20 protein-coding genes are annotated in these 22,014 nt (G+C 41.2%); 12 read left to right on the forward strand and 8 right to left on the reverse strand.

From position 1 onward, the window contains the following. Positions 1-887 (forward strand): BclA C-terminal domain-containing protein (locus QRN39_RS06840; RefSeq protein ID WP_481748863.1); only part of this gene is annotated, 887 nt, incomplete at its 5' end. Positions 888-1,068: 181 nt separating this feature from the next. Here QRN39_RS06840 and rpsD read toward each other — a convergent pair. Continuing rightward, on the reverse strand, positions 1,069-1,671 hold the full coding sequence (gene rpsD / locus QRN39_RS06845) for a 30S ribosomal protein S4 (protein ID WP_012010904.1): 603 nt from the start codon (positions 1,669-1,671) through the stop codon (positions 1,069-1,071). 297 nt (positions 1,672-1,968) lie between these two features. After that, the gene (locus QRN39_RS06850) at positions 1,969-2,466 is read right to left on the reverse strand and encodes a GAF domain-containing protein (protein ID WP_284906608.1); all 498 of its coding nucleotides are present in this window, start codon (positions 2,464-2,466) and stop codon (positions 1,969-1,971) included. 126 nt (positions 2,467-2,592) lie between these two features. Here QRN39_RS06850 and refZ point away from each other — a divergent pair, with 126 nt between their 5' ends. Continuing rightward, positions 2,593-3,258, forward strand: coding sequence for a forespore capture DNA-binding protein RefZ (gene refZ, locus QRN39_RS06855; protein WP_113387241.1), 666 nt, complete (start codon positions 2,593-2,595; stop codon positions 3,256-3,258). Here the strand turns inward: refZ and hisJ are convergent. Then, positions 3,228-4,043 (reverse strand): histidinol-phosphatase HisJ, encoded by an 816-nt coding sequence (gene hisJ, locus QRN39_RS06860; RefSeq protein WP_284906611.1) that lies wholly within the window; start codon positions 4,041-4,043, stop codon positions 3,228-3,230. The two genes, refZ and hisJ, sit on opposite strands and share 31 nt — an antisense overlap. A gap of 340 nt (positions 4,044-4,383) precedes the next feature. On the opposite strand from hisJ, the gene ezrA reads away from it, so the two are divergent. Then, positions 4,384-6,087 carry a septation ring formation regulator EzrA gene (ezrA, locus tag QRN39_RS06865; RefSeq protein WP_284906612.1) on the forward strand — a complete coding sequence of 568 codons (1,704 nt, stop codon included), beginning with the start codon at positions 4,384-4,386 and terminating at the stop codon, positions 6,085-6,087. A 244-nt stretch (positions 6,088-6,331) separates the two neighbouring features. Here ezrA and brnQ (QRN39_RS06870) read toward each other — a convergent pair whose 3' ends face one another. After that, positions 6,332-7,675 (reverse strand): branched-chain amino acid transport system II carrier protein, encoded by a 1,344-nt coding sequence (gene brnQ, locus QRN39_RS06870; RefSeq protein ID WP_003216733.1) that lies wholly within the window; start codon positions 7,673-7,675, stop codon positions 6,332-6,334. Positions 7,676-7,883: 208 nt separating this feature from the next. After that, entirely contained in the window at positions 7,884-9,227 is a 1,344-nt protein-coding gene (gene brnQ, locus QRN39_RS06875; RefSeq protein ID WP_050943561.1) for a branched-chain amino acid transport system II carrier protein, read from the reverse strand. A gap of 200 nt (positions 9,228-9,427) precedes the next feature. On the opposite strand from brnQ (QRN39_RS06875), the gene QRN39_RS06880 reads away from it, so the two are divergent. From QRN39_RS06880 to QRN39_RS06900, 5 genes are all read left to right on the forward strand, one after another. After that, a complete protein-coding gene (locus QRN39_RS06880; protein ID WP_284906615.1) occupies positions 9,428-10,570 on the forward strand; it encodes a cysteine desulfurase family protein in 1,143 nt (380 codons plus the stop codon). Positions 10,571-10,574: 4 nt separating this feature from the next. Continuing rightward, positions 10,575-11,780 carry a tRNA uracil 4-sulfurtransferase ThiI gene (gene thiI / locus QRN39_RS06885; RefSeq protein ID WP_137055349.1) on the forward strand — a complete coding sequence of 402 codons (1,206 nt, stop codon included), beginning with the start codon at positions 10,575-10,577 and terminating at the stop codon, positions 11,778-11,780. An 89-nt stretch (positions 11,781-11,869) separates the two neighbouring features. Continuing rightward, entirely contained in the window at positions 11,870-12,082 is a 213-nt protein-coding gene (locus tag QRN39_RS06890) for an alpha/beta-type small acid-soluble spore protein (RefSeq protein ID WP_284906618.1), read from the forward strand. Between the two features lie 225 nt (positions 12,083-12,307). Then, complete coding sequence (mbcS, locus tag QRN39_RS06895; RefSeq protein ID WP_003216281.1) at positions 12,308-13,888, forward strand: acyl-CoA synthetase MbcS; 1,581 nt, start codon at positions 12,308-12,310, stop codon at positions 13,886-13,888. 130 nt (positions 13,889-14,018) lie between these two features. Continuing rightward, the gene (locus QRN39_RS06900) at positions 14,019-14,633 is read left to right on the forward strand and encodes a LysE/ArgO family amino acid transporter (protein ID WP_106029029.1); all 615 of its coding nucleotides are present in this window, start codon (positions 14,019-14,021) and stop codon (positions 14,631-14,633) included. A gap of 110 nt (positions 14,634-14,743) precedes the next feature. On the opposite strand, the gene QRN39_RS06905 is transcribed toward QRN39_RS06900, so the two are convergent. After that, positions 14,744-15,175, reverse strand: coding sequence for a MarR family winged helix-turn-helix transcriptional regulator (locus QRN39_RS06905; protein WP_034620625.1), 432 nt, complete (start codon positions 15,173-15,175; stop codon positions 14,744-14,746). Positions 15,176-15,292: 117 nt separating this feature from the next. Here QRN39_RS06905 and QRN39_RS06910 point away from each other — a divergent pair, with 117 nt between their 5' ends. Together QRN39_RS06910 and QRN39_RS06915 are read left to right on the forward strand one after the other, a co-directional pair. Then, positions 15,293-15,880 (forward strand): NAD(P)H-dependent oxidoreductase, encoded by a 588-nt coding sequence (locus QRN39_RS06910; protein ID WP_003216455.1) that lies wholly within the window; start codon positions 15,293-15,295, stop codon positions 15,878-15,880. Between the two features lie 104 nt (positions 15,881-15,984). Then, positions 15,985-17,337, forward strand: coding sequence for an amidohydrolase family protein (locus tag QRN39_RS06915; RefSeq protein WP_284906623.1), 1,353 nt, complete (start codon positions 15,985-15,987; stop codon positions 17,335-17,337). Positions 17,338-17,377: 40 nt separating this feature from the next. Here the strand turns inward: QRN39_RS06915 and QRN39_RS06920 are convergent, their stop codons facing one another. Further along, the gene (locus QRN39_RS06920; RefSeq protein ID WP_284906625.1) at positions 17,378-19,315 is read right to left on the reverse strand and encodes an ABC transporter permease; all 1,938 of its coding nucleotides are present in this window, start codon (positions 19,313-19,315) and stop codon (positions 17,378-17,380) included. Next, positions 19,305-20,066, reverse strand: coding sequence for an ABC transporter ATP-binding protein (locus tag QRN39_RS06925; protein ID WP_003216695.1), 762 nt, complete (start codon positions 20,064-20,066; stop codon positions 19,305-19,307). Before QRN39_RS06925 ends, QRN39_RS06920 begins: the two co-directional genes overlap by 11 nt. Positions 20,067-20,388: 322 nt before the next feature. Here QRN39_RS06925 and QRN39_RS06930 point away from each other — a divergent pair, with 322 nt between their 5' ends. Both QRN39_RS06930 and QRN39_RS06935 read left to right on the forward strand, forming a co-directional pair. Next, on the forward strand, positions 20,389-20,733 hold the full coding sequence (locus QRN39_RS06930; protein ID WP_003216467.1) for a PadR family transcriptional regulator: 345 nt from the start codon (positions 20,389-20,391) through the stop codon (positions 20,731-20,733). Further along, positions 20,724-21,971 carry an FtsW/RodA/SpoVE family cell cycle protein gene (locus tag QRN39_RS06935; protein ID WP_003216717.1) on the forward strand — a complete coding sequence of 416 codons (1,248 nt, stop codon included), beginning with the start codon at positions 20,724-20,726 and terminating at the stop codon, positions 21,969-21,971. Before QRN39_RS06930 ends, QRN39_RS06935 begins: the two co-directional genes overlap by 10 nt. The last annotated feature ends 43 nt before the right edge of the window (positions 21,972-22,014 follow it).

Here is a 22,014-nt window from a genome sequence, read left to right on the forward strand (position 1 = left end):
CAGGAGCCACGGGAGATATCGGAGCGACTGGTCCAACGGGAGTAACAGGAGCCACGGGAGATACTGGAGCGACCGGTCCAACGGGGGTCACAGGAGATACCGGAGCGATCGGTCCAACGGGGGTCACAGGAGCCACGGGAGATATCGGAGCGACTGGTCCAACGGGAGTAACAGGAGCCACGGGAGATATCGGAGCGACTGGTCCAGCGGGAGTAACAGGAGCCACAGGAGATACGGGAGCCACAGGTACAACAGGTGCCGCAGGAGCAACAGGAGCGACCGGTGCAACAGGAGATACGGGAGCCACAGGAGCAACGGGTGCCGCAGGAGCCACAGGAGCAACGGGTGCCGCAGGAGCCACAGGAGCGACCGGTGCAACAGGAGCCACAGGAGCAACGGGTGCCGCAGGAGCCACAGGAGCAACGGGTGCCGCAGGAGCCACAGGAGCGACCGGTGCAACAGGAGCCACAGGAGCAGGGCTAGCTGAATTTGCATATGTATACAATCTAAGTGCTGAAACAGTAGCTTTAGAGGCACCGGTAATTTTTGACTCAACTGGAATTATTACTTCTGGTATTACACATGCCCCTGGAACTTCTCAAATTATAGTCACCAATCCAGGAAACTACGAGGTTACTTTTTCAGTTTCTGGCGTAGAGCCAAATCAATTTACCCTATTTGTAAATGGAGGTCCTGTGACGAACACAGTTTATGGGTCAGGAGCTGGTACTCAACAGAATAACGGTCAGGCAATCCTCGCTCTAGCAGCGGGTGACACGCTTACTCTTGTAAACCATACTTCCGCAGCAGCAGTTACTCTTCAAACCCTAGCAGGAGGGACTCAAACAAACGTGAATGCCTCTATTATTATTAAAAAATTAGACTAACTTAAATGTGTAGAAATGCTTTTAGAAGTTTTGCCTGGTGCTCGTCTTGTGTATAGTCTGTTTTCTATATATGTTTTAAATTGATTTGTTCATAGGAGAATCGCAAACAAAAAACCCTAGACCACCTTGAACAATCAAGGGATCTAGGGTTTGTTTGATCTCTCTTTGGAGAGTCATGAAATTAACGAGAGTAGAACTCAACGATTAGTTGTTCGCTGATTTCAGGCGCTAATTCAGAACGCTCTGGAAGACGAGTGAAAGTTCCTTCAAGCTTTTCAGCATCGAAAGTAAGGTATTCAGGAACGAAGCTGTTAACTTCAACTGATTCTTTCACAACTGCAAGGTTTTGAGATTTCTCACGAAGAGCAATCGTTTGACCTGGTTTCACAGAGAAAGATGGGATGTCTACACGGCTTCCATCAACAAGGATGTGACCATGGTTGACTAGCTGACGAGCTTGGCGACGAGTACGAGCAAGGCCAAGACGGTATACTAGGTTGTCAAGGCGAGTTTCAAGAAGGATCATGAAGTTTTCACCTTGTTTACCAGGAAGTTTAGCAGCTTTGTCAAATAGTGTACGGAATTGACGTTCGTTGACACCGTACATGTGACGAAGCTTTTGCTTCTCTTGTAATTGTAAACCGTATTCAGATAGTTTTTTGCGTTGTCCTGGACCATGTGGGCCTGGAGCGTAAGGGCGTTTTTCAAGTTCCTTACCTGTTCCGCTTAATGAAATGCCTAAACGGCGGGAAATCTTCCAACTTGGACCTGTATAGCGAGCCATAATGTGACTCCTCCTTATTTGTTTTTATTTGTGAAAAATAAAAACCGTCTGTTCTTTGTCTTTTCCGTCATTATGTTTTCATGCATCCTCGCTCCAGCAGCAGGGAGTTACAAGATGCACCTTCATATAGAAGGAACAAAATGATACAAAAAAGCCGAACAAAAAGGCTGCCATATTTCACACAAACTCTATTATATGACGCTGGATAGGAGAAGTCAACCTATTTAAAGGCAATGGCGATGCTTCGCGTCTGCGAAGAAAATAAAAAAGCAGACAATATGCCTGCTTTTTGTAAGATTACTCATTTGTAGAGGCTAATAATGCCTTTTGGAGTACCTCGGTAAATTGAATTAAGTAGGTTTCATCTACTTCACTGAAACGGTCTTTCACGGGACTGTCAATGTCGAGCACCCCAATGATCTCTCCATTTACCTTGAGCGGAACGACAATTTCAGATTGTGATGCTGCATCACATGCGATATGCCCAGGGAATGCGTGCACATCAGCGATACGCTGGACTTCACCTGTTGCAAATGCCGTACCGCAAACGCCTTTTCCAGATGGGATACGCACACATGCAGGCAGTCCGTTAAACGGTCCGAGCACAAGCTCGCCGCCTTTAGCCAAATAAAACCCTGCCCAATTGACCTCTGGGAGTGAATGATACAATAGCGCCGCCGCATTTGCTAGGTTGGCAATTAGATCAGGCTCACCATCTGTAATGGCTGCTACCTGTTTAACGAGCAATTGATAGTTTTTTGATGGATCGCCAGACTGTTTTTCGACATGAAACATGAAAATCTCCTACTTTCTATCTCAAAAATACATAACTTGCGTCTCACATGTGGGATTTGTCGAGCAATTGTAAAAGGAACTTCCGCCTTCATCTTGAAGTATGTACACATGAAGAGGGGTGAGCGGATGAAAGCATCAACAACCATGCAAACAAAAGACCGTATTATTGAAGCTGCCATCAGACTTTTTAACCAAAAAGGATTTTCTGGAACCTCTGTCCGTGAGATTGCGAAGGAAGCAAACGTCAACGTTGCCCACATTTCTTATTACTTTCAAGGAAAAGGAGGGCTGCTTGAGCAGCTCGTATCCGATTTTTATGAAGGCTATATTCACATGATTGAATCACATATCCATCACATGGAAACTCGTCATGCAAAAGAATGCTTACTACATGTGGTTTTTGATATTTTATCTTATCAGCACGAGCACCGTCAATTAACCCGTTTCGTTTATCGAGAGGTAACGATTGATTCGACGCTCATTAGAGAAATTATGTCGACCTATTTAACGAAAGAAAAATATTTGTTTCAGCTCATCATTGAAAAAGGAAAAAGCACCCATGTGATTTGTGAGCAGCTCTCCATCTCCTCTTTTATGATTCAGCTGAAATCACTACTCATGATGCCCTATTTACAGCCGCAATATTTAACAGAGGTGCTTTATTTAAATCCAAATGAGCCTTATTTCTATCAAACGTATTTTAAAGAACTGAGCCGCTCGCTTCATCATTTACTAGAACCAAAAAAGCCGGCATTAGATTCTCATTTAAAACTCATGATGTCTTCGAATTGATCATAAGCATATCCGAGATCTTCCGCTTGATGGGCATCAGACCCAAAAATGAGCGGAATTTTTTTCTGTTTTGCAAGATCAATCATCCATTGATCTAAATAGATACTTCTGGCATATGTTTTACGAAGACCTGATGTATTAAAATCTAAGGACATGCCTTTTTTTGCCGTTTCTTCAAGACAAAGGGTGACCTTTTGACAAAGTGCAGAAGTCATCTCAAATGGGAAAAGCTGTTTGAATTTCTGCACAAGGGTGATATGACCGATTCTATTTGGCTTATAGCGACCTAAAGATGATAGAATAGAAGAATGAATTTGGTCATAGTAGCTTTGATAGACCTTTTCGATGCTGCCATAGAGGCTTATTAGCTGCTGGAAGGCATGCTCGTCAAAATCAAGGCAAATATAATCATCTCCAGCAGGAAGAAAGTGAACAGATAAAATGCTATCGTCTAGTTCTGGACCATAGCAGTCTAAAAAGGCACTTGTTTCCTCTTCATACTCTTTGATATAGTCAACCTCAAGCCCAGTTTTTACTATTAATTGGCCTTTGTATTCCTGTTTCAACTGATCCAATTTCGTTATATACGAGTCAAGTTCTTGGAGCTTCATGGCACTATCCTGCTCTGGTGTTGGATCTTGAAACGATGGAGGCAGAGGGGCATGCTCGGTAAAGGTTATGGAATCAAATCCCTTTTTGATGGCCTTTTCAATATAAGAATGAAAAGAATCAAGCGAGCCGTGCGGGCAAAACGGTGTATGTAGATGTGCATCTTGCTTCAGCATGTCGTCACCTCTTGTCGATATTTTGAAAAACGTCATGTTTATCAGCGAAAATAATGAAAAATCATGACCAAAAATGCTGGTTACATGGTATCATAATAACAATGAAAACGACAGCTTCCGCATACATAAAAGCAGGTCACATGGATACGTGTGATCAAATGATAGAAAGCGCTCAAATACTTTCTTGAAAAACATACATACAACCGTGAATGGATGGTATTGGAAAACATACGATCCTGTTTATAAAAAGACAAATGCAAAGCGGACACGAAAGGGTTCTCAGGTCTACTCGGGACACTTTTACCCTGACATCACTTAGATCACAACAAGGGGGCTCATTATGGAGTTTATCATCGGTTTAATTGTCATTTTGCTTGCTTTGTTTTCAGTCGGTTATTTCCTCAGAAAAAATGTATATAAAGAGATTGACCGATTGGAAGCATGGAAAATTGAAATTTTAAACAGATCAATTGTAGAAGAAATTTCAAAAATCAAACACTTAAAAATGACCGGAGAAACAGAGCAATTTTTTGAAAGATGGCGTGCAGAGTGGGACGATATCGTCACAGCCCATCTTCCAAAGGTAGAGGAGCTATTATATGACGCAGAAGAGTATTCTGATAAATATCGATTCTCCAAAGCCAAGCAGGTTCTAACGCATATTGAGGATTTGCTGAGTGCTGCTGATTCGAACATTGAAGACATTTTAAAAGAAATAGCAGACCTTGTCACAAGCGAGGAGCAAAATCGCAAGGACATTGAAAAGGTCAAAGAGCAATATCAAACGGTTCGAAAAAATCTGCTTGCGTACAGCCATTTATATGGCACCCTTTATGACAAAATGGAGCAGGACTTAGATGAGGCCTGGGAAGGGATCAAGCAGTACGAGGAAGAAACAGAAAACGGAAACTACATGAAAGCAAGAAAAATTTTGCTTGAGCAAGATCGCAGACTCGACCAGCTTCAACTATTTATCAATGATGTACCAAAGCTTATTGCAGACTGCAAACAAACCGTACCAGGTCAGCTGACGAAGCTGAAAGACGGATATCAAGAAATGTCGGAAAAAGGCTACAAGCTGGAGCACATCCAGATCACGAAAGAGCTGGAGACTTTAAACAAACAGCTTGCGAGAGCGGAAAAATTGCTCATTGATGAACTCAATTTAGAAGAGGCATCAAGCATTCTGCAAATGATTGATGATGCGATTGAGACGCTGTATGATCAGCTAGAGGCGGAAGTAGAGGCAGGTCAGGAAATTAAAAGCAGAATGCCTGAGCTCACAGAAGCATTCGAAAAGCTCGAGCAAGATCACACACAAACAAAGGCAGAAACGGCTCTTGTGAAAGAAAGCTACAAGCTGACAGCAGGAGAACTCGATCAACAGAAGGCATTTGAAAAACGTTTAGAAGAAATTGAAAAGCTGATGAAACAAATCCGTGAGAAGCTTGATCGTGATCACGTGGCATATTCATTATTAATGGATGAAATCAATCAGCTGGACACCTTTATCGAGGATGCAAAAGCATTGCATGACACATTTAAAGGTCATCTCCAATCATTAAGAAAAGAAGAATTACAAGCGAGAGAAACACTGGCTGAGCTCAAAACCATGCTGACAGATACAGTACGCCAGCTGCATAAAAGCAATATTCCAGGTGTACCTGCTGAGATGAAAGAGCGGGCTGAAAAAGCGCAGGAGATGATTCATCAAGTGCACGAGCAGCTGGAAAACCTGCCACTCAACATGCCGGCAGTAAATCAGCAATTAAAAGATGCCTCTGACACAGTCAAAAATGTTGTGGATGAGACAGAAGAAATACTTGGTAAAGTGGATCAAATTGAACGAATCATTCAATATGGCAATCGCTTTAGAAGTCAAAACCACATTCTTTCAGAACAATTGAAAGAGGCTGAACGAAGATTTTACGCCTATGATTACAACGGATCATTTGATATAGCAGCAGCGGCTGTTGAAAAAGCATCACCCGGAGCTGTTCAAAAGCTGTTAGCTCAGCAAGAAAAAGAGTATCAGCATCAATAAAAAAGCTGAAGTCCTATCAATGGACTTCAGCTCAGCGTGTAGACAAACCCTCGCATTCGTTGTCAGTCCTGCGCGCTGGTGCTCACGAATGTCAAATTCGCTCCGCGCCAGTGCTCGTCCTTCCTAGACTTCAAAGGTTTTCTATCACGCTGAAAGAAGACAAAGGGTTAAAATAAAGATCATTTTAACCCTTTGTCAACAATCTAAGCTGAAGCCCTATCAATGGACTTCAGCTTTTTTTATATTATGACGCTTGTTTTTGCCGCTCTTCTGAAGCAGAAGAAGTGAAAAGAGAGATTACAAATCCGATCACGATTCCAAGTATTGCAGGGACAATCCAGCCTATGCCAAGGTCATATAAAGGCAGTATTGATTGGAAGACGTCTTTTATTGGATCGATTGGAAGTTTCGCTGCTGCTAAGCCGTCAAATAAGCTAACGCAGCCTGTTAAAATTAAAGAGAGAGCATATACAGGTCTTCTATGTCCAAGCCACTTATCAGCAAGTGACAAAACAATGATCACAATCGCTAGCGGATAAATCGCAGTTAAAACTGGTACAGAGAAAGCGATAATATGAGCAAGTCCAAAATTCGAAATGATAAAACTGAATAATGTCACGAGTGTAACGACCATTTTATACGAAAGCTTAGGTAGTAACTTCGAGAAATACTCTCCGCATGATGTAACGAGGCCGATACTTGTTGTTAAACAAGCAACCGTAATCGCAGCACCCAACACAATATTTCCTAAGCTGCCAAATAGGAATTGAGAAGACTGAGCCAAGATTTTACTGCCATCTCCAACAAAACCAATGGCGTGTGTACTTGAAGCGCCTAAATAAGCAAGAGATAGATAAACAAACGTTAATCCGCAGGCTGCAATTAAACCTGCTTTGATACAAGCAGAGGTCAGTGCCTTTTTACTTGTCACACCGCGTCCTTTAATGGCGTTGATGACAACAACCCCAAACACAATTGAGGCAAGAGCATCCATTGTTTTATAGCCCTCTAAAAATCCTTTGAAAAATGATCCGTTGCTATAGGATACATCAGGTGTGCCAATGACGCCCATCGGCGTTAAAATGGCTTTGACAATAATAATAAGAATGATCGTAAATTTAATCGGTGTTAACACTTTCCCTACACGATCTACAATCTTCGTTGGATTTAGAGCAAGATAATACGTAATACCAAAAAAGACAAGTGTGAATAAAAGAAGGGAGAGCCAAGCTGGTACACCTGCTAAAAAGGGTAATGCACCAATTTCATATGAAACCGTTCCTGTTCGAGGAATAGCGAAAAGCGGCCCAATAGATAAATATAAAATGACGGTAAACGCTGTTCCAAAAGCTGGGTGAGCTTTATCAGCTAATCCTTTCGCATCTCGACCTGTTAAAGCGATCGCAATAATCCCTAGAAGAGGTAAACCGACACCTGTTAATAAAAATCCGCCCATTGCTTTCCATACATTTGTGCCAGCATATTGCCCAAGTTCTGGTGGATAAATCATATTTCCGGCGCCGAAGAATAGAGCAAATAACATAAAACCGATAATAACTGTATCTTTCGTCGACAATGTTGCCTTCATTGAATATAAAGCCTCCAATATTATGTTGAAATATTCTGTTAATTAGTTGCTAAAACCGTTCTTCATTAACATTCACTAATTATAAAGGATGTGCGTCTGATGTCAACATGTGTTTTCGTACAAAAGTCATGAATTTTTCTATTTTAGTATATGGAGGACAATAAAAAAACATCCCCTTCATCTTTGGAAGGGGATGCTTGAAGCATGATTATGATGCGAGCTGTTTAGGCGGGCTAGTCAACATAGAGATGAGTACGCCAATACCTGCGCCGATAATTGCTGGTACGACCCATCCAATGCCCAAATCGTAAAATGGAATGAATGCATCTAAGAAGGCAGGCAACCCACCGAGATTGATTTTGGCAGCTAATAATCCATCAATGATGGCAAAGAAACCAGTAAAGATGAGGGATACTACATAAATCACTCGTCTACCGTTAATCCAGCGGTCAAGGAATGACAATAAAATAATGACAATTGCCAGTGGATATATCGCTACGAGTACAGGGACCGATAGAGAGATGATTTGTGCCAGTCCAAGGTTTGCAACCAATGTGCTAAATAAAGAAACAATGAGTACGACTGTGCGATAAGAAAGTGCTGGGAAAAGCTTAGAAAAATATTCGCCGCATGATGAGACAAGCCCAACACTTGTTGTGAGACAAGCAAATAAAATGGCTACACCAAGGACAATGTTACCAGCAGAACCAAATAAAAAGTTTGCTGATAGTGAAAGCAGTTTGCCGCCTTCATTTGCCCCAACCATTCCGGTTGTATCAGGACTTGAAGCACCGACATAAGCAAGCGAGATATACACTAGTGCTAGTCCAGCTGCTGCAACAAGGCCAGCTTTTATACAGGCCGCCGCAAGAGATTTGCGCTCTGTGATGCCTCTTTCTTTAACAGCTGTCACAACAACGATTCCAAATACGAGAGAAGCGAGAGCATCCATTGTTTTATAGCCCTCTAAAAACCCAGTGAAGAGAGGGTTTGCTTTATAAGTCGCATCAGGCGCACCGATTATTCCCATCGGTGTAGCTATGGCTTTAAATACAATAATTGCAATGACCGTTAATAAGATAGGTGTCAACACTTTGCCGATTCGATCAACAAGCTTTGAAGGGTTCAAAGCGAGCAGATACGTAATCGTGAAAAACACAAGGGTGAATAAGAAAAGCGGTACCCATGAAGAGGTTTGTGTTTCAGATAGAAACGGTGCTAAACCAATCTCGTAAGAAACCGTACCTGTTCGCGGGATAGCAAAAAATGGTCCTATGGATAAATACAGAATGACAGTGAAAATGGTTCCAAATATAGGATGGGCTTTATCCGCAAGGCCTTTCGCACCGGTACCTGTAAGGGCGATAGCAATAACTCCTAGAAGCGGAAGACCAACTCCTGTGAGTAAAAATCCACCGATAGCAAGCCAAACATTCTCACCTGCATATTGTCCAAGGACAGGCGGGAAAATCATATTTCCTGCGCCAAAGAATAATGCAAAAAGCATTAAACCAATGGCTAATGTCTCTTTTATACTTAAACTATTTTTCAAAATAGTTCCTCCTTATCCAATGTAATGTGCTAAATTTAAATATTCTGACAATTTAGGTGTTTATGTGCCAATTGCACTATGCATGATATAGTGAAAATGAAAAGTTGTCAACTGCCATTTTCAGAAAATTCTCTGTCTGACTTCATTATGGTAACATATAAATGCATTTATTTTTAAAGCTTTTTGTAAGGAGTCCAAGTATGATTTATCTCGATAATAGTGCAACAACAAAACCGTACCCTGAGGTTTTACAAGTATATCAGCAAGTGAATGAACGTTTTTTTGGGAATCCGTCTTCGCTACATCAGCTTGGAATTGATGCGAGCCGCTTGCTAAGTGAAACGAGAAAACAAATGCTTCACTATACAGGTTTGAAACAATATGAGGTTATTTTTACTTCTGGTGCAACAGAAGCAAATAACATCGCCATTAAAGGAGCAGCTCTCGCCAAAATGAATCGGGGGAAACATATTGTGACAACAGCAATTGAACACCCGTCTGTCATCGAATCGTTTGAACAGCTGAAGGCTTTATTTGGTTTTGACATCTCCTATATTCAAGTAAATGAGCATGGCCATGCAGATATGAATCATTTAAAAGAAGTGCTTCGCCCTGATACAGTGCTTGTCAGCATGATGCACGTCAATAACGAAACGGGTGCCACCCAGCCAATTGAAGAAGCTGCTGGCATGATTCGTGAGCATGCTGAAAATGCCCTATTTCATGTCGACGGGGTGCAGGGAATGTGCAGAGTAGCACTTAATAAACAACTGGATGTGGATCTTTTGACGATATCTGGCCATAAAATTCATGGCTTAAAAGGCACAGGAGCGCTCTTTTTAAAGAAAGGTGTAGTGCTTGCCCCTTTTATCACAGGAGGAGAGCAGGAATTAGGCCTACGTTCAGGTACCGAAAACCCTGCTGGTGCTGTCAGCTTAGCAAAAGCCATGAAACAATCATTCGAGCTGCAAAAAAAACATCATGATGAAATGTTAAACTTAAAAACGCAGCTGCAAAAGCAGCTTGGAGAAATAGAAGGTATTGTCATCAACACACCGCTGACGCAAAGTGCGCCGCACATTGTGAATTTTTCAGTACCAGGTATTCAAATTGAGGTCCTTCTTCATATGCTTGAAAAAGAAGGCATGTATGTTTCGACAACATCTGCCTGTTCAGCCAAGAAAAAAGAGCCAAGCCAAGTTCTCCTAGCGATGGGGAGGCCGGAGGAAGTGGCAAAAAGCAGTATGAGAATCAGTTTGACGTATGGACAAGGACCCGAACTAGCGCCGCAAATCATCACATCGATCGCACAAAGTGTGAAAAAATTAAAAGGAATGAGATAACAGCATGAAATATGATCATATTTTAGTCCGTTTTGGTGAAATTTCAACAAAAGGAAAAAATAGAAAGAAATTTATTGAAAAACTAAGGCAGCATATCCGGTTTGTATTAAAAGACTTTGAAGCATTAAAGTATGCATCTGACAGAGACCGCATCACGATCATGCTGAACGGTGAAGACCCTGAACCGATTTCAGAACAGCTTAAAGGTGTATTTGGCATTCAGAGCTTTAGTCTGGCGGTGAAATGTGAGACAAATCTCGATGCCATCAAAGAAGCGGCACTCACAGCGGTACAGGAAGTATATGAACAAGGAGATACATTTAAGGTCTCAACGAAACGCTCTTATAAGCAATTTGAACTTGATTCAAATGAAATGAACCGGGAAATTGGCGGACATGTGCTGAAGAATACGGAAAACTTAACGGTCAATGTCAAACAGCCGGATGTACATTTGCGCATTGAAATAAGAGAACATGCGACATACATTACATTTAAAGATGTCAAGGGTGCAGGCGGACTGCCAGTGGGTTCAAGCGGAAGAGCGATGCTCATGCTTTCAGGCGGCTTTGACAGCCCAGTTGCCGGCTACCAAGCGATGAAACGCGGAATTCAAATTGAGGCCGTCCATTTCTTTAGTCCCCCATATACAAGTGAACGTGCCAAACAAAAGGTCATTGATCTTACAGAATGCTTAGCTGCATATGGGGGCGAAGTGAAGCTTCACATCGTACCTTTCACAAAAATTCAAGAGCTGATTCACAAACAAGTACCTGAAAACTATACGATGACATCAACAAGAAGAATGATGCTGAAAATCGCAGATAAAATAAGAGAGAAGCGTGATGCTCTTGCGATTATTACCGGTGAAAGCCTTGGACAAGTCGCAAGTCAGACACTTGAAAGCATGTATGCCATTAACCATGTAACCAATACACCAATCATTCGCCCGCTTATTGCGGTTGATAAGAATGACATTATTGAAGAAGCGAGACGAATTGGCACATACGATACAAGTATTCAGCCTTTCGAGGATTGCTGTACGATCTTTACGCCGCCGTCTCCTAAAACAAAACCAAAGCTTGAGAAAGTAGAACGCTACGAAAGCTTTGCTGATTTCGAGCCAATGCTTGATGAGGCAGTGGATCAAATCGAAACGATCATCGTCACAAATGAGAAGAAAACGGCAGACGAATTCGCTGATTTATTCTAAAATAAAAATTTCATAATAATTACCATAAAATCGATCGCATGAAGTCATGTGTTTCTACACATTCTATATTCACAAGGAGGTGAGAACACATGGCTCAACAAAACAGACAAAGCAGTTCTAATCAATTAGTCGTTCCAGGCGCTGCACAAGCGATCGACCAAATGAAGTATGAAATCGCTTCAGAATTTGGTGTAAACCTTGGACCAGAAACAATAGCTCGCGCTAACGGATCAGTTGGTGGAGAAATCACTAAACGTCTTGTATCTTACGCTCAACAACATATGGGTGGCGGATCTTTCTAAGACACACAATTAAAAAGCTATGGCTTAGGAGCGGGATCATTCCCGCTCTTTTCTTTTTGTACATAAAAATAGTTTGAATATTTACAAAAAAGAAGACGGAATGAAAAAATTATGGCATAATACTAGGAGTAGGTCCTAATCCAAGCATTTTTCAGTTATGAATGTTAGAATAGGTAAATTGAAACATGTTTCGTTTCATAGAAAGAGGCTAAAAGGAGCTGTACCATGAAAAGAGAAGACTTAATTGCACCAGAACAATATAACTTAGTCAGTGAGATTGAAGCGTTCAGTCATGACAAGGAGAAAAAGGCCCTGCACTGGCAGGATGGAAATGGCTACGAAGCACATGTGACGTATGCATCTTTAGTGGAAGAAGCAAATAAAATTGGTCATGTATTATTAAATGCAGGCTTTAAAAAAGGCGATAAAATCATTGTGATGGTGCCGCGCATGCTAGAGGCATACAGCATTTATTTAGCGATCTTGAAAACAGGAATGGTCGTCATTCCTTGTTCAGAAATGCTGCGTGCAAAAGATTTAGATTACCGAATTGAACATGCAGAAGCAAAGGGAGCGATCGTTTACTCTTCATTCATTCAATCGTTCGACGGAACCAATCAGCCAAACGATTTTAAAACATTCTCAATCGGTGAAAACGATCATGGCTGGACAAATATTCTTGCGGAAAAGGATCACCAATCAAGCGAGCTTCCAATGGCTCCAACAACACGCACAGACATGGCGTTCTTATCCTATACATCTGGTACAACAGGCAACCCAAAAGGGGTTGTTCATACACATGGCTGGGCATATGCACATTTACGCACCGCTGCCAAAGCATGGCTCTCCATTAATGAAGGAGATAAAGTATGGGCGACAGCAGGACCAGGCTGGCAAAAATGGGTGTGGAGCCCACTCTTATCTGTGTTAGGAAGTGGCGCAGAAGGCTTTGTATACGGAGGAAAATTCAATCCAAATACGTACTTAGAGCTGCTTCAAAAAAATGAAATCAATGTCCTATGCTGTACGCCGACAGAATACCGATTTATGGCGAAAGTAGATGACTTAAGTCAGTACGAGCTGCCAAAATTGCATAGTGCCGTTTCTGCGGGAGAGCCACTGAACCGTGAAGTCATTGATACATTCAAAAAGCATTTCGATATAGAAGTACGAGATGGCTATGGCCAAACAGAAAGCACACTGCTCGTAGGGGTGCTAAAAGGAATGGACATCAAGCCAGGCAGTATGGGAAAACCAACACCTGGAAACGAAGTCGAGATCATTGATGAGGACGGCAGCGTATGCGCTCCTGGAGAAATTGGTGATATTGCGGTTCATCTTGAAACGCCGGCTTTATTTAAGGAATACTACAAAGATGAAGAGCGTACAAAGGCGCAGCGCCGCGGGAATTACTTTATTACGGGTGACCGCGCAAAAAAAGACGAAGATGGGTACTTTTGGTTTGAAAGCCGTAGAGATGATATCATCGTCAGCTCAGGCTATACCATTGGACCGTTTGAAGTAGAAGATGCACTGATCAAACACGCAGCAGTCAAAGAATGTGCGGTCGTGGCTAGCCCTGATGAAATCAGAGGATCAATCGTCAAAGCATATGTCGTCCTACGTGATGGAACTGCACAAAGTGACGAGCTAATCAAAGAGCTGCAAACGCATGTGAAAAACACAACAGCACCTTACAAATACCCAAGAGAAATCGAATTCATCGACGAGCTGCCAAAAACACCGTCAGCGAAAATTCGCCGTGTCGAGCTGAGAGAAAGAGAACTTGCACGAAAAGGATCTTGATGAATAAACGAAAAGCGTTTGGATGAAAGCATCCAGCGCTTTTTTTATGGAAAATCAAATCTGCTGGAAGCGATCATGATGTTTTATGTTAAAATGTGAAGAAATTGCTGGAAAAGGAGAATGTTAGAAGATGTTCATTGCCATCATTCATGGAATCGTGCTTGCTTTTGGCCTCATCTTACCATTGGGCGCACAAAATGTATTTGTGTTTCAGCAAGGAGCGCTTCAGCCGCGATTATATCAGGCTTTACCTGTCGTTATCACTGCTGCTCTTTGTGATACACTATTAATTGCATTAGCTGTCATTGGTGTTTCTGTTGTGGTGTTCACCATTCCTGTACTGCAAATGTGTCTTTATATCATTGGGTTTTGTTTTTTAGTTTATATGGGATGGTCCGTGTGGAACACAAGCTCATCAACAGATGCTAAAGAGAAGCAGGAATTCATGCCTGCGAGAAAACAAATTGTCTTTGCCTGTTCAGTTTCACTTTTAAATCCCCACGCCATTCTCGATACCATTGGTGTGATTGGAACAAATTCGCTTCAATATAACGGGGCAGAAAAATGGGCATTTACACTCGCTTGTATCATCGTGTCCTGGTTATGGTTTATTGGGCTCGCTCTTTTAGGGAAAATGCTAGGGAAGTTAGATACAAACGGTAAGTGGATGAACCGTATCAATAAAGCTTCAGCGGTCATGATCTGGCTTGTCGCGTTATACATTGCGTATCAATTGATTGTATAAAAGTACATAGAGAAAAAAGCGAGAAGCGTTTGGGTAGATGAAGCCCGCGCTTTTTTGTATTTTGAAGTTTAGCCACCTTTGCATGAGCGTATCGCTCATGCCTTTTTAGGTTATTTTTTGAAAATCGTTTGATTTAAAAGACGGAAAGCTTGTACGATATCATCCATTTGTTCTATATCCGAGGAAGTTAGGCTGTCTAATAGCATCCCTTCGATATGCTGAAAGGCTTCGTTCATACAGGCACGGCCTTTGTCAGACAGCATAATGACATGTTTTCGTTTGTCATCACGGTCTTCTTCTCTATCAATGAATTGTTTCTCGTGCAGTTTTTTAAGTTCTCTGCTGACATTCGGAAGAGACATGTGCTGACAGTCGGCAATTTCACTAGGCGTAAGCGGCTCGCTGACAGCTAGTTGCTCTAGTATTAAGTATTGTAAGGTCGTTAAGTTAGCTGGTTTGACTTTGTTCATCAGGTCATGTTTTAGTTCTGAAAAAGTAGAAGCAAATGCTACGAATTCCTTGAAGAAATGGGGATGTTTCATGTTTATCACCTCCTACGTAACATACCAAAATTATTATCAAAAAACAATTATCATTTGACAACTATTTAACGGAGGTATATCATTTGGTTATCAAATGATAATAAAAGGAGATCATACATGAATGTACTCATTATTTATACTCACCCCCATCACAATAGTTTAAATGGTGCTTTTTTAAAAGAAATCATGAAAGGCAGTGAAGAAAATCCACTAGTTCATGAAGTGAAAATCATCGATTTATACAAAGAAGAATTTGATCCTGTGCTGATTTTTAATAAAGAGAAAAAAAGGCGTGACATGCATAAAGACCCTGACATTCGGATGTATCAGGAGAAGATCAAATGGGCGGACAAAATCGTGTTCGTATATCCTATTTGGTGGGGAAGACCTCCAGCCATGCTGCTTGGCTTTATTGACCGCATGTTTGCTGCGAATTTTGCTTATCGTCAAACAGGCGGGCTGTTTCCAGAAGGACTGTTAAAAGGAAAAAGTGCTGTTTGTGTATCGACGATGCAAGGGCCAACCAACTACCCTTTGTTCTTTTTGCAAAATGCACACAAGATCTTAATGAAACGAGCCCTTTTACACTATGTCGGAATCAAACCTGTGAAGTTCTTTGAGTTCGGCATGATGGAAAGTCCAAAAGGAAAACATGAGGTCAAATTAAAACGTATCTACAACTATTTCAGAAAAATCAGCTCATAAAATAGTTAGCGAAGTCACTTTTCTTCTAATTCAATCCTTTTATGTTTTAAAATAACAGTGAGGGTGGGAGAACTCTTCCTCGTCATTTGAAAAGGGGGATATGGATGAAGAAAACATTGTTTAAAGATGCAGCGCTTTTAACACTTGATCCAACTTTAGGTTTTTTAGAAAAAGGAGATTTATTAATTGAAGGGACACACATTTTAGAGGTCGGACCTTTCATTGAAGCAAATGATGCTGACATTGTCGATGCGTCCGATATGGTGATCATGCCAGGGCTTGTGGATACACATCGTCATGTGTGGCAGTCTGTCATCAGAGGCATAGGCACAGATTGGTCGTTGCAGACATATTTGAGCAAAATCTATTATGGAAACTATGGTGCGATGAGACGCCCATCCGATGATCGAATCGCAAATTATTTAGGGGCATTAGAGGCATTAGATGCCGGAGTGACCACATGTTTAGACTGGACGATGATCAATTCAATGGATCATACAGAAGAACTCATCGGAGGTTTGAAAGATGCGGGCATTCGAGCTGTTTTTGCTTTCGGTTCCTCTGGAGATGCTGAGTATTGGGATAGGGAGAGCACGCTCACCAATATGGAGGACGCAGCACGCGTGAAAAAAGCGCATTTTCAATCATCAGATCAGCTTTTGACGATGGGGCTTGCGATTCGTGGACCAGAGTTTTCTTCATGGGAAACTTCAGTATTTGAAATTGAAACAGCCCGGTCTCTAGATGCTCTATGCAGTATGCATATTGGCTTTGGGAACTGGGGAGCGGAGGATCGTTCAATTGAGCGGCTTCACAAAGCGGGATTACTTGGACCTGATCTCAACATGGTGCATATCAATGCAATCGATGCGGATCAAATGAAGATGCTGGCAGACAGCGGAAGCTCGATATCCATTACACCTGAAATTGAGATGATGATGGGTCACGGTTATCCTGTCACAGGACTTGCGATCGAACAAGGTGTTCTTCCAACGCTCGGTGTAGACGTGGTCACAGCGACAGGCGGTGATTTGTTTGCTCAAATGAAATTTGGACTTCAGGCAGAGCGCGCGCTCCAAAATCAATCATTGCTGATGGAGGGCATTATGCCAGGACCTGAACTTGGGATTTCTGCTCATCAAATGCTTGAAGCTGCGACGATCAATGGAGCTCGTGCATTACAGCTTGATCATAAAGTTGGCTCGCTCACACCTGGAAAAGAAGCTGATTTCATCCTGATCGACCGAACAAGCATGAATCTTCTGCCGATGACAGATCCGGCTGGAGCAGTTGTCCAAACGGCACATCCTTCAAATGTTGATTCTGTCTATGTGGCTGGAAAAGCAGTGAAACGAAACGGAAAGCTTGTCGGTGTGAACCTAGAAGAGGTCAAACGGAAAGCTTATGCGGCAAGAGATCATATTCTATCGCATAAGTTTGAATCAACTCCATCATAAACAAATATATCCCCATAGGCAGCGGCCTATGGGGAATAAATTACAAGGATTCTTTAATGACCTTTTTGTAATACTGGACAGATAGGAATCCGAAGATAGAATATAACACCGTATAAATCGACATGACGATGAGCATTGGTGTCCACAGTTCACCGCCGAATAAAAACCAGCCTGACTGTACGGCAAAGTAGCTGTGCAGCAATCCGATGATGAGCGGAATCCCAAAGTTAAATAGCTGTTTGAGTCGTATGCCTTTTAATAGATCTTTCTCTGTAAAGCCAAGTTTACGTAAGATCGTGTACGAGCTTTGTTCTTCTTCACTTTCATTCATCTGTTTGAAGTATAAAATACAGCCTGATGTGACAAGGAAGCTTAGGCCTAAAAATCCGAGGACAAACATCATCAGTCCCATTGTTTGTTTCTGCTGCTGAGCTGAAGCTAATTGAGACATGCTGTCATCACCCATTTTTAAAGAAGTAAAGATGTCATTGGCTTGTTCAATATGTTTCTCATCATTTACATTGATCGCAATATATTGGTTATTCTCAAGCTGAAGCTTAGGATCCTTGTTTTGGTCCAGCTGTTCAAAGACGTTTTGACTAACAACGGCAACAGGCATGCCGCCAGCAGTGAACCGGTAAGAGATTAAGTGATCTTTCTTCATATCAATGACTTTTAAATCAAGTGGTTTCTTTATCAGAAGTTTCACATCACCTGAGCTTTTAATCGGCATGACTTTTTTTAATAAATCATTGTAGCCGCTTAAAATGACTTCGTTGTTCTCTACATGAATGCTTGGTACGTTCCTCTCACTAATTACAGGAAATATCAATACTCCTGGACTCTTATTCAAACTGCTTAACTCCGTATCAATGATCTTCTTTGCGTCAAAATCCGCTTGAATGACCTTGAACTGCTTTTTTTCATATGCAATATGCTTGTCTGAAAGTGCACGAGTGAAGGTGGCTGCTTCCTTTTCAGAGCCCATGACAAAATGTGATGGAATCTGTTGTTCAGCCGTTTTTTCTGCTGAGTAATAGGAAATGTAGCTTAAAGATAACAACCCGATCGCAAGAGCAGATACGGTTGTAATAATCGTTAAAAGCAGTGCATTTGATTTTAACCGGAACATAATAGATGACAAAGACAGGACTTCATGAATGGCGAGATAGCCATTTTTTCTTTTCCGTACAATATTGGCAATGAAAGAAACAGAGCCTTTATAAAAAAGAAAGGTACCGATAATGACAGAGGCTAGAATATAAATCATGGCTGAAAATAACTCAAGCATAGACGTATATGAGCCGCTAAAAAGCTGAGAAGAAATATAATAGCCTGAGCTGATCAAGGCAATACCGAAAACCCCAATGATGATTTCAAACACAGAGATCTTTTTCACACGCTGCTCTGTAGAAGACGTGGTTCGAAACAAAGATAAAATTGTCTGTTTACTAATAAACCGTCTATTTCTTAGCATAATTAATCCATAGATGATGAAAAAGACGATAAGTGTCTGCAAAAGGGCCATGCCTGAAAAATGCAGGTTGGCGATGGCGTTCACGCCGGTTACTTTAAATAACACCATCAGCATGAGCTTTGAACCGATAAAGCCAGCTATGATGCCAACAGCCATTGAGAACACATAGAGGATGAAATTTTCTGCATTGAGCAGTTTGGCAATTTTTTGTTTCGTCATGCCAATGAGCTGCAGGAGACCTATTTCTTTCCCTCGGCGTTTAATAAAAATGCTGTTCGCATATAACAGGAAGATCCCAACGATGGCAATAAGCAGCACCGAAGCGGCTTTAATCGACGCACCTCCTTTAATGGACCCTTTTACATCATCAAGTGCAGGTGAGTACTGCAAGGTGACAAAGGAAAAGTAGAGCGCCACACTAAACACGAGAGCAAACACATATAAATAGTAATTCTTCAAATTTTTCTTCAGGTTACGGAGAATGAGCTGATTAATGTTCATGCTTCACACCGCCTAAAACACCTTGCGTTTTCATAATATCCTCGAAAAACATCTTTCTCTCTAAAGCACCTTTATTCAACTGAGTATAAATCTGTCCGTCCTTGATAAAAATGACGCGTCTTGAATAGCTGGCTGCAACAGGATCATGTGTCACCATGACAATGGTCGCTTTTCGTTTTCGATTGAAATCTTGCAGTTTATTGAGTAAATCAGATGCAGATTTGGAATCAAGCGCTCCAGTAGGTTCATCTGCGAAAATCAGACTTGGCTCATGAATGAAGGCACGAACCGCTGATGTCCGCTGCTTTTGTCCACCAGAGAGTTCATTCGGATATTTGTCTCTTAGTTCATAGATGCCCATGTCCTCCGCAAGCTGTTGAAAACGTTCGAAAGCTTCTTTCTTCGGCGTTTTGGAGATGGATAATGGCAAGAGGATGTTCTCTTTGACCGTGAGTGTATCAAGTAAGTTATAATCCTGAAAAACAAAGCCAAGTTGCTTTTTTCTGAATTCTGCGAGCTGCTGATCTTTCATTTGTGTCATCTCAACATCTGCGATACGAATTGATCCGCTGGACACATGATCAATAGAGGACAATACGTTCAGAAGGGTTGTTTTCCCCGAGCCTGATGGCCCCATAATACTGACAAATTCTCCGGCTTCAATGGTCAAATCAATGCCACTCAGCACCTCTTGTTTGTTGAATTTATTTCCGTAGCTTTTATATATTTTGCGAGCTTCTAAAATGTTCATTTGTCGATCCCCTTTTCTATTTAATTGATATCTCTAGTATAAAAAGAAGCCCGCCGGACTTCCTTCGATTTGGCGAACAAAACAGACGAGCATGTGACATTGTTGTCACATGCTTGTTTTTTTAAACGGTTCATATGTTTTGTTTAAGTTTGTTTCTGATCATCACACATTCATTTTATCTGTTTTTCATTCTTATGTATCAATCTTCTTGGATTTTTCTTGGTATGAAGACGTTTAGGAGCTTTACACGGTCATTTTAATCATGTATGATATGCATATTAAATATATGCATAGTAAATCTATGTATTAGGAGTGACCAGAAATGAAAGTAAGTAAAGAGCTTTTAAAGGGAAGTACAGCTACCCTGATTTTAAGTTTGTTAAATGAAAAGCCAATGTATGGATATGAAATGATCAAAGCATTGGAGGAGAAGTCTGAAGGTATTTTCAGCTTTAAAGAAGGAACAATCTATCCGATTTTGCACAACTTGGAGGGGAAAGAATTCATTATTTCTTACTGGGGCGAAGGGAATGGCAATCGGAAAAGAAAATATTACAAAATAAATGAACAAGGGAAAGCATTTATGCAAGAAAAGAAAGAAGAATGGGATGTTTTCAAAAATGCAGTCGATGGCGTGTTGAACGGAGTGAAAATCGCATGGGATTAGAAAAAAAGTTTGAAAAATATATGAAGAATGTATGTAAACGAGTCAAAAATAAAGATGTCCATTCGGAAATCAAGCTTGAACTTATGGATCATCTATACACGCTAAAAGAGGAAGCGATGAATGCTGGGATGTCTGAAGAAGAGGCGGTGGATCAAGCGCTAGAGCAAATTGGGGATGCGACCATTCTTGGAGCGCAGCTTCATGAAACACATAAAACCGAAATGGATCTTAAAATGTTTCTTCTTGTATTAGCCGCTTGTTCTTTTGGACTGCTTATCATGTACTTTTTGCAGTTTCATTCGGGGTTTACAAATCTACAAGACATGAATATTTTTTATAAAAGTCTCGCCTTTTATTTAGTTGGACTAGTGCTTATGTTTGTTTTATTTTCCTTCGATTATCGGCGCTTATTGAAATACTCCTGGCATTTATATATAGGGACGCTTGGAATGGTGCTTCTGACGATGATTTTTGGCATAAGAGTAAACGGTGTTCTGTTTTTAAGATTAAGCGATATCTCAATCAATTTGACGGAGGTCGTACCATTTCTTGTGGCTGTTTCTTTAGCAGGTATCTTTCACTCTTGGAATTGGGAGAATGGTCTCAAAGCTTGGCTTGGAGTAGGGATTATGGCTTTACCAGTTATTCTAATCAGTGCGATTGGTTTTCTTCCTGCGACCGTTATCTGTTTTGTCATGTGTTTAACGATGATGTGTGTGTCTAGTGCTAGTTTAAGGCAAATCATTCCGCTGGCAGCAGCAGGCGGTATATATCTAATGTTTGAAATGTTTTCTCTTTTTCAAGCAGGTAGACAACTTTACACAGTTCATCAATTTAGTTCAAACGGACTTCAAATCATTCCTTCTGCAATGTCCGAGGTTCACACTGATTGGATGTTTACATATATCATTTTTTCATTTGGCTGGCTAGCAGGAGTCGTTGTACTTATGTTGTTTGTCATTTTTATTTACCGAATCTTTCATACAACAAAACGCGTAAAAATGGCTTATGGAAAAATGCTGATGACAGGTTTTGCAGCTGTGTTTGCAGCAAAATTGATTTTAAGCATTGTTACTAATTTCGGCTTTCTGCCTTTTTCTGGATTGTCCATGCCTTTCATGAGCTATGGCGGTTCTCATATTCTGCTTGAATTGATGGCTGTTGGGATGATTTTAAGTATTTATAGACGTAGAAAGGTGGGAGATATTGTGCGTCAAGAGGCAGAGAGCATTTCTTAAATAAAAGAATGAAATCTCTTCGCACTAGCTTGGGAGCCAGATG

The sequence above is a fragment of the Bacillus sp. lyk4-R2A-2 genome (assembly GCF_030209735.1).
Taxonomy (GTDB): domain Bacteria; phylum Bacillota; class Bacilli; order Bacillales; family Bacillaceae; genus Bacillus; species Bacillus pumilus.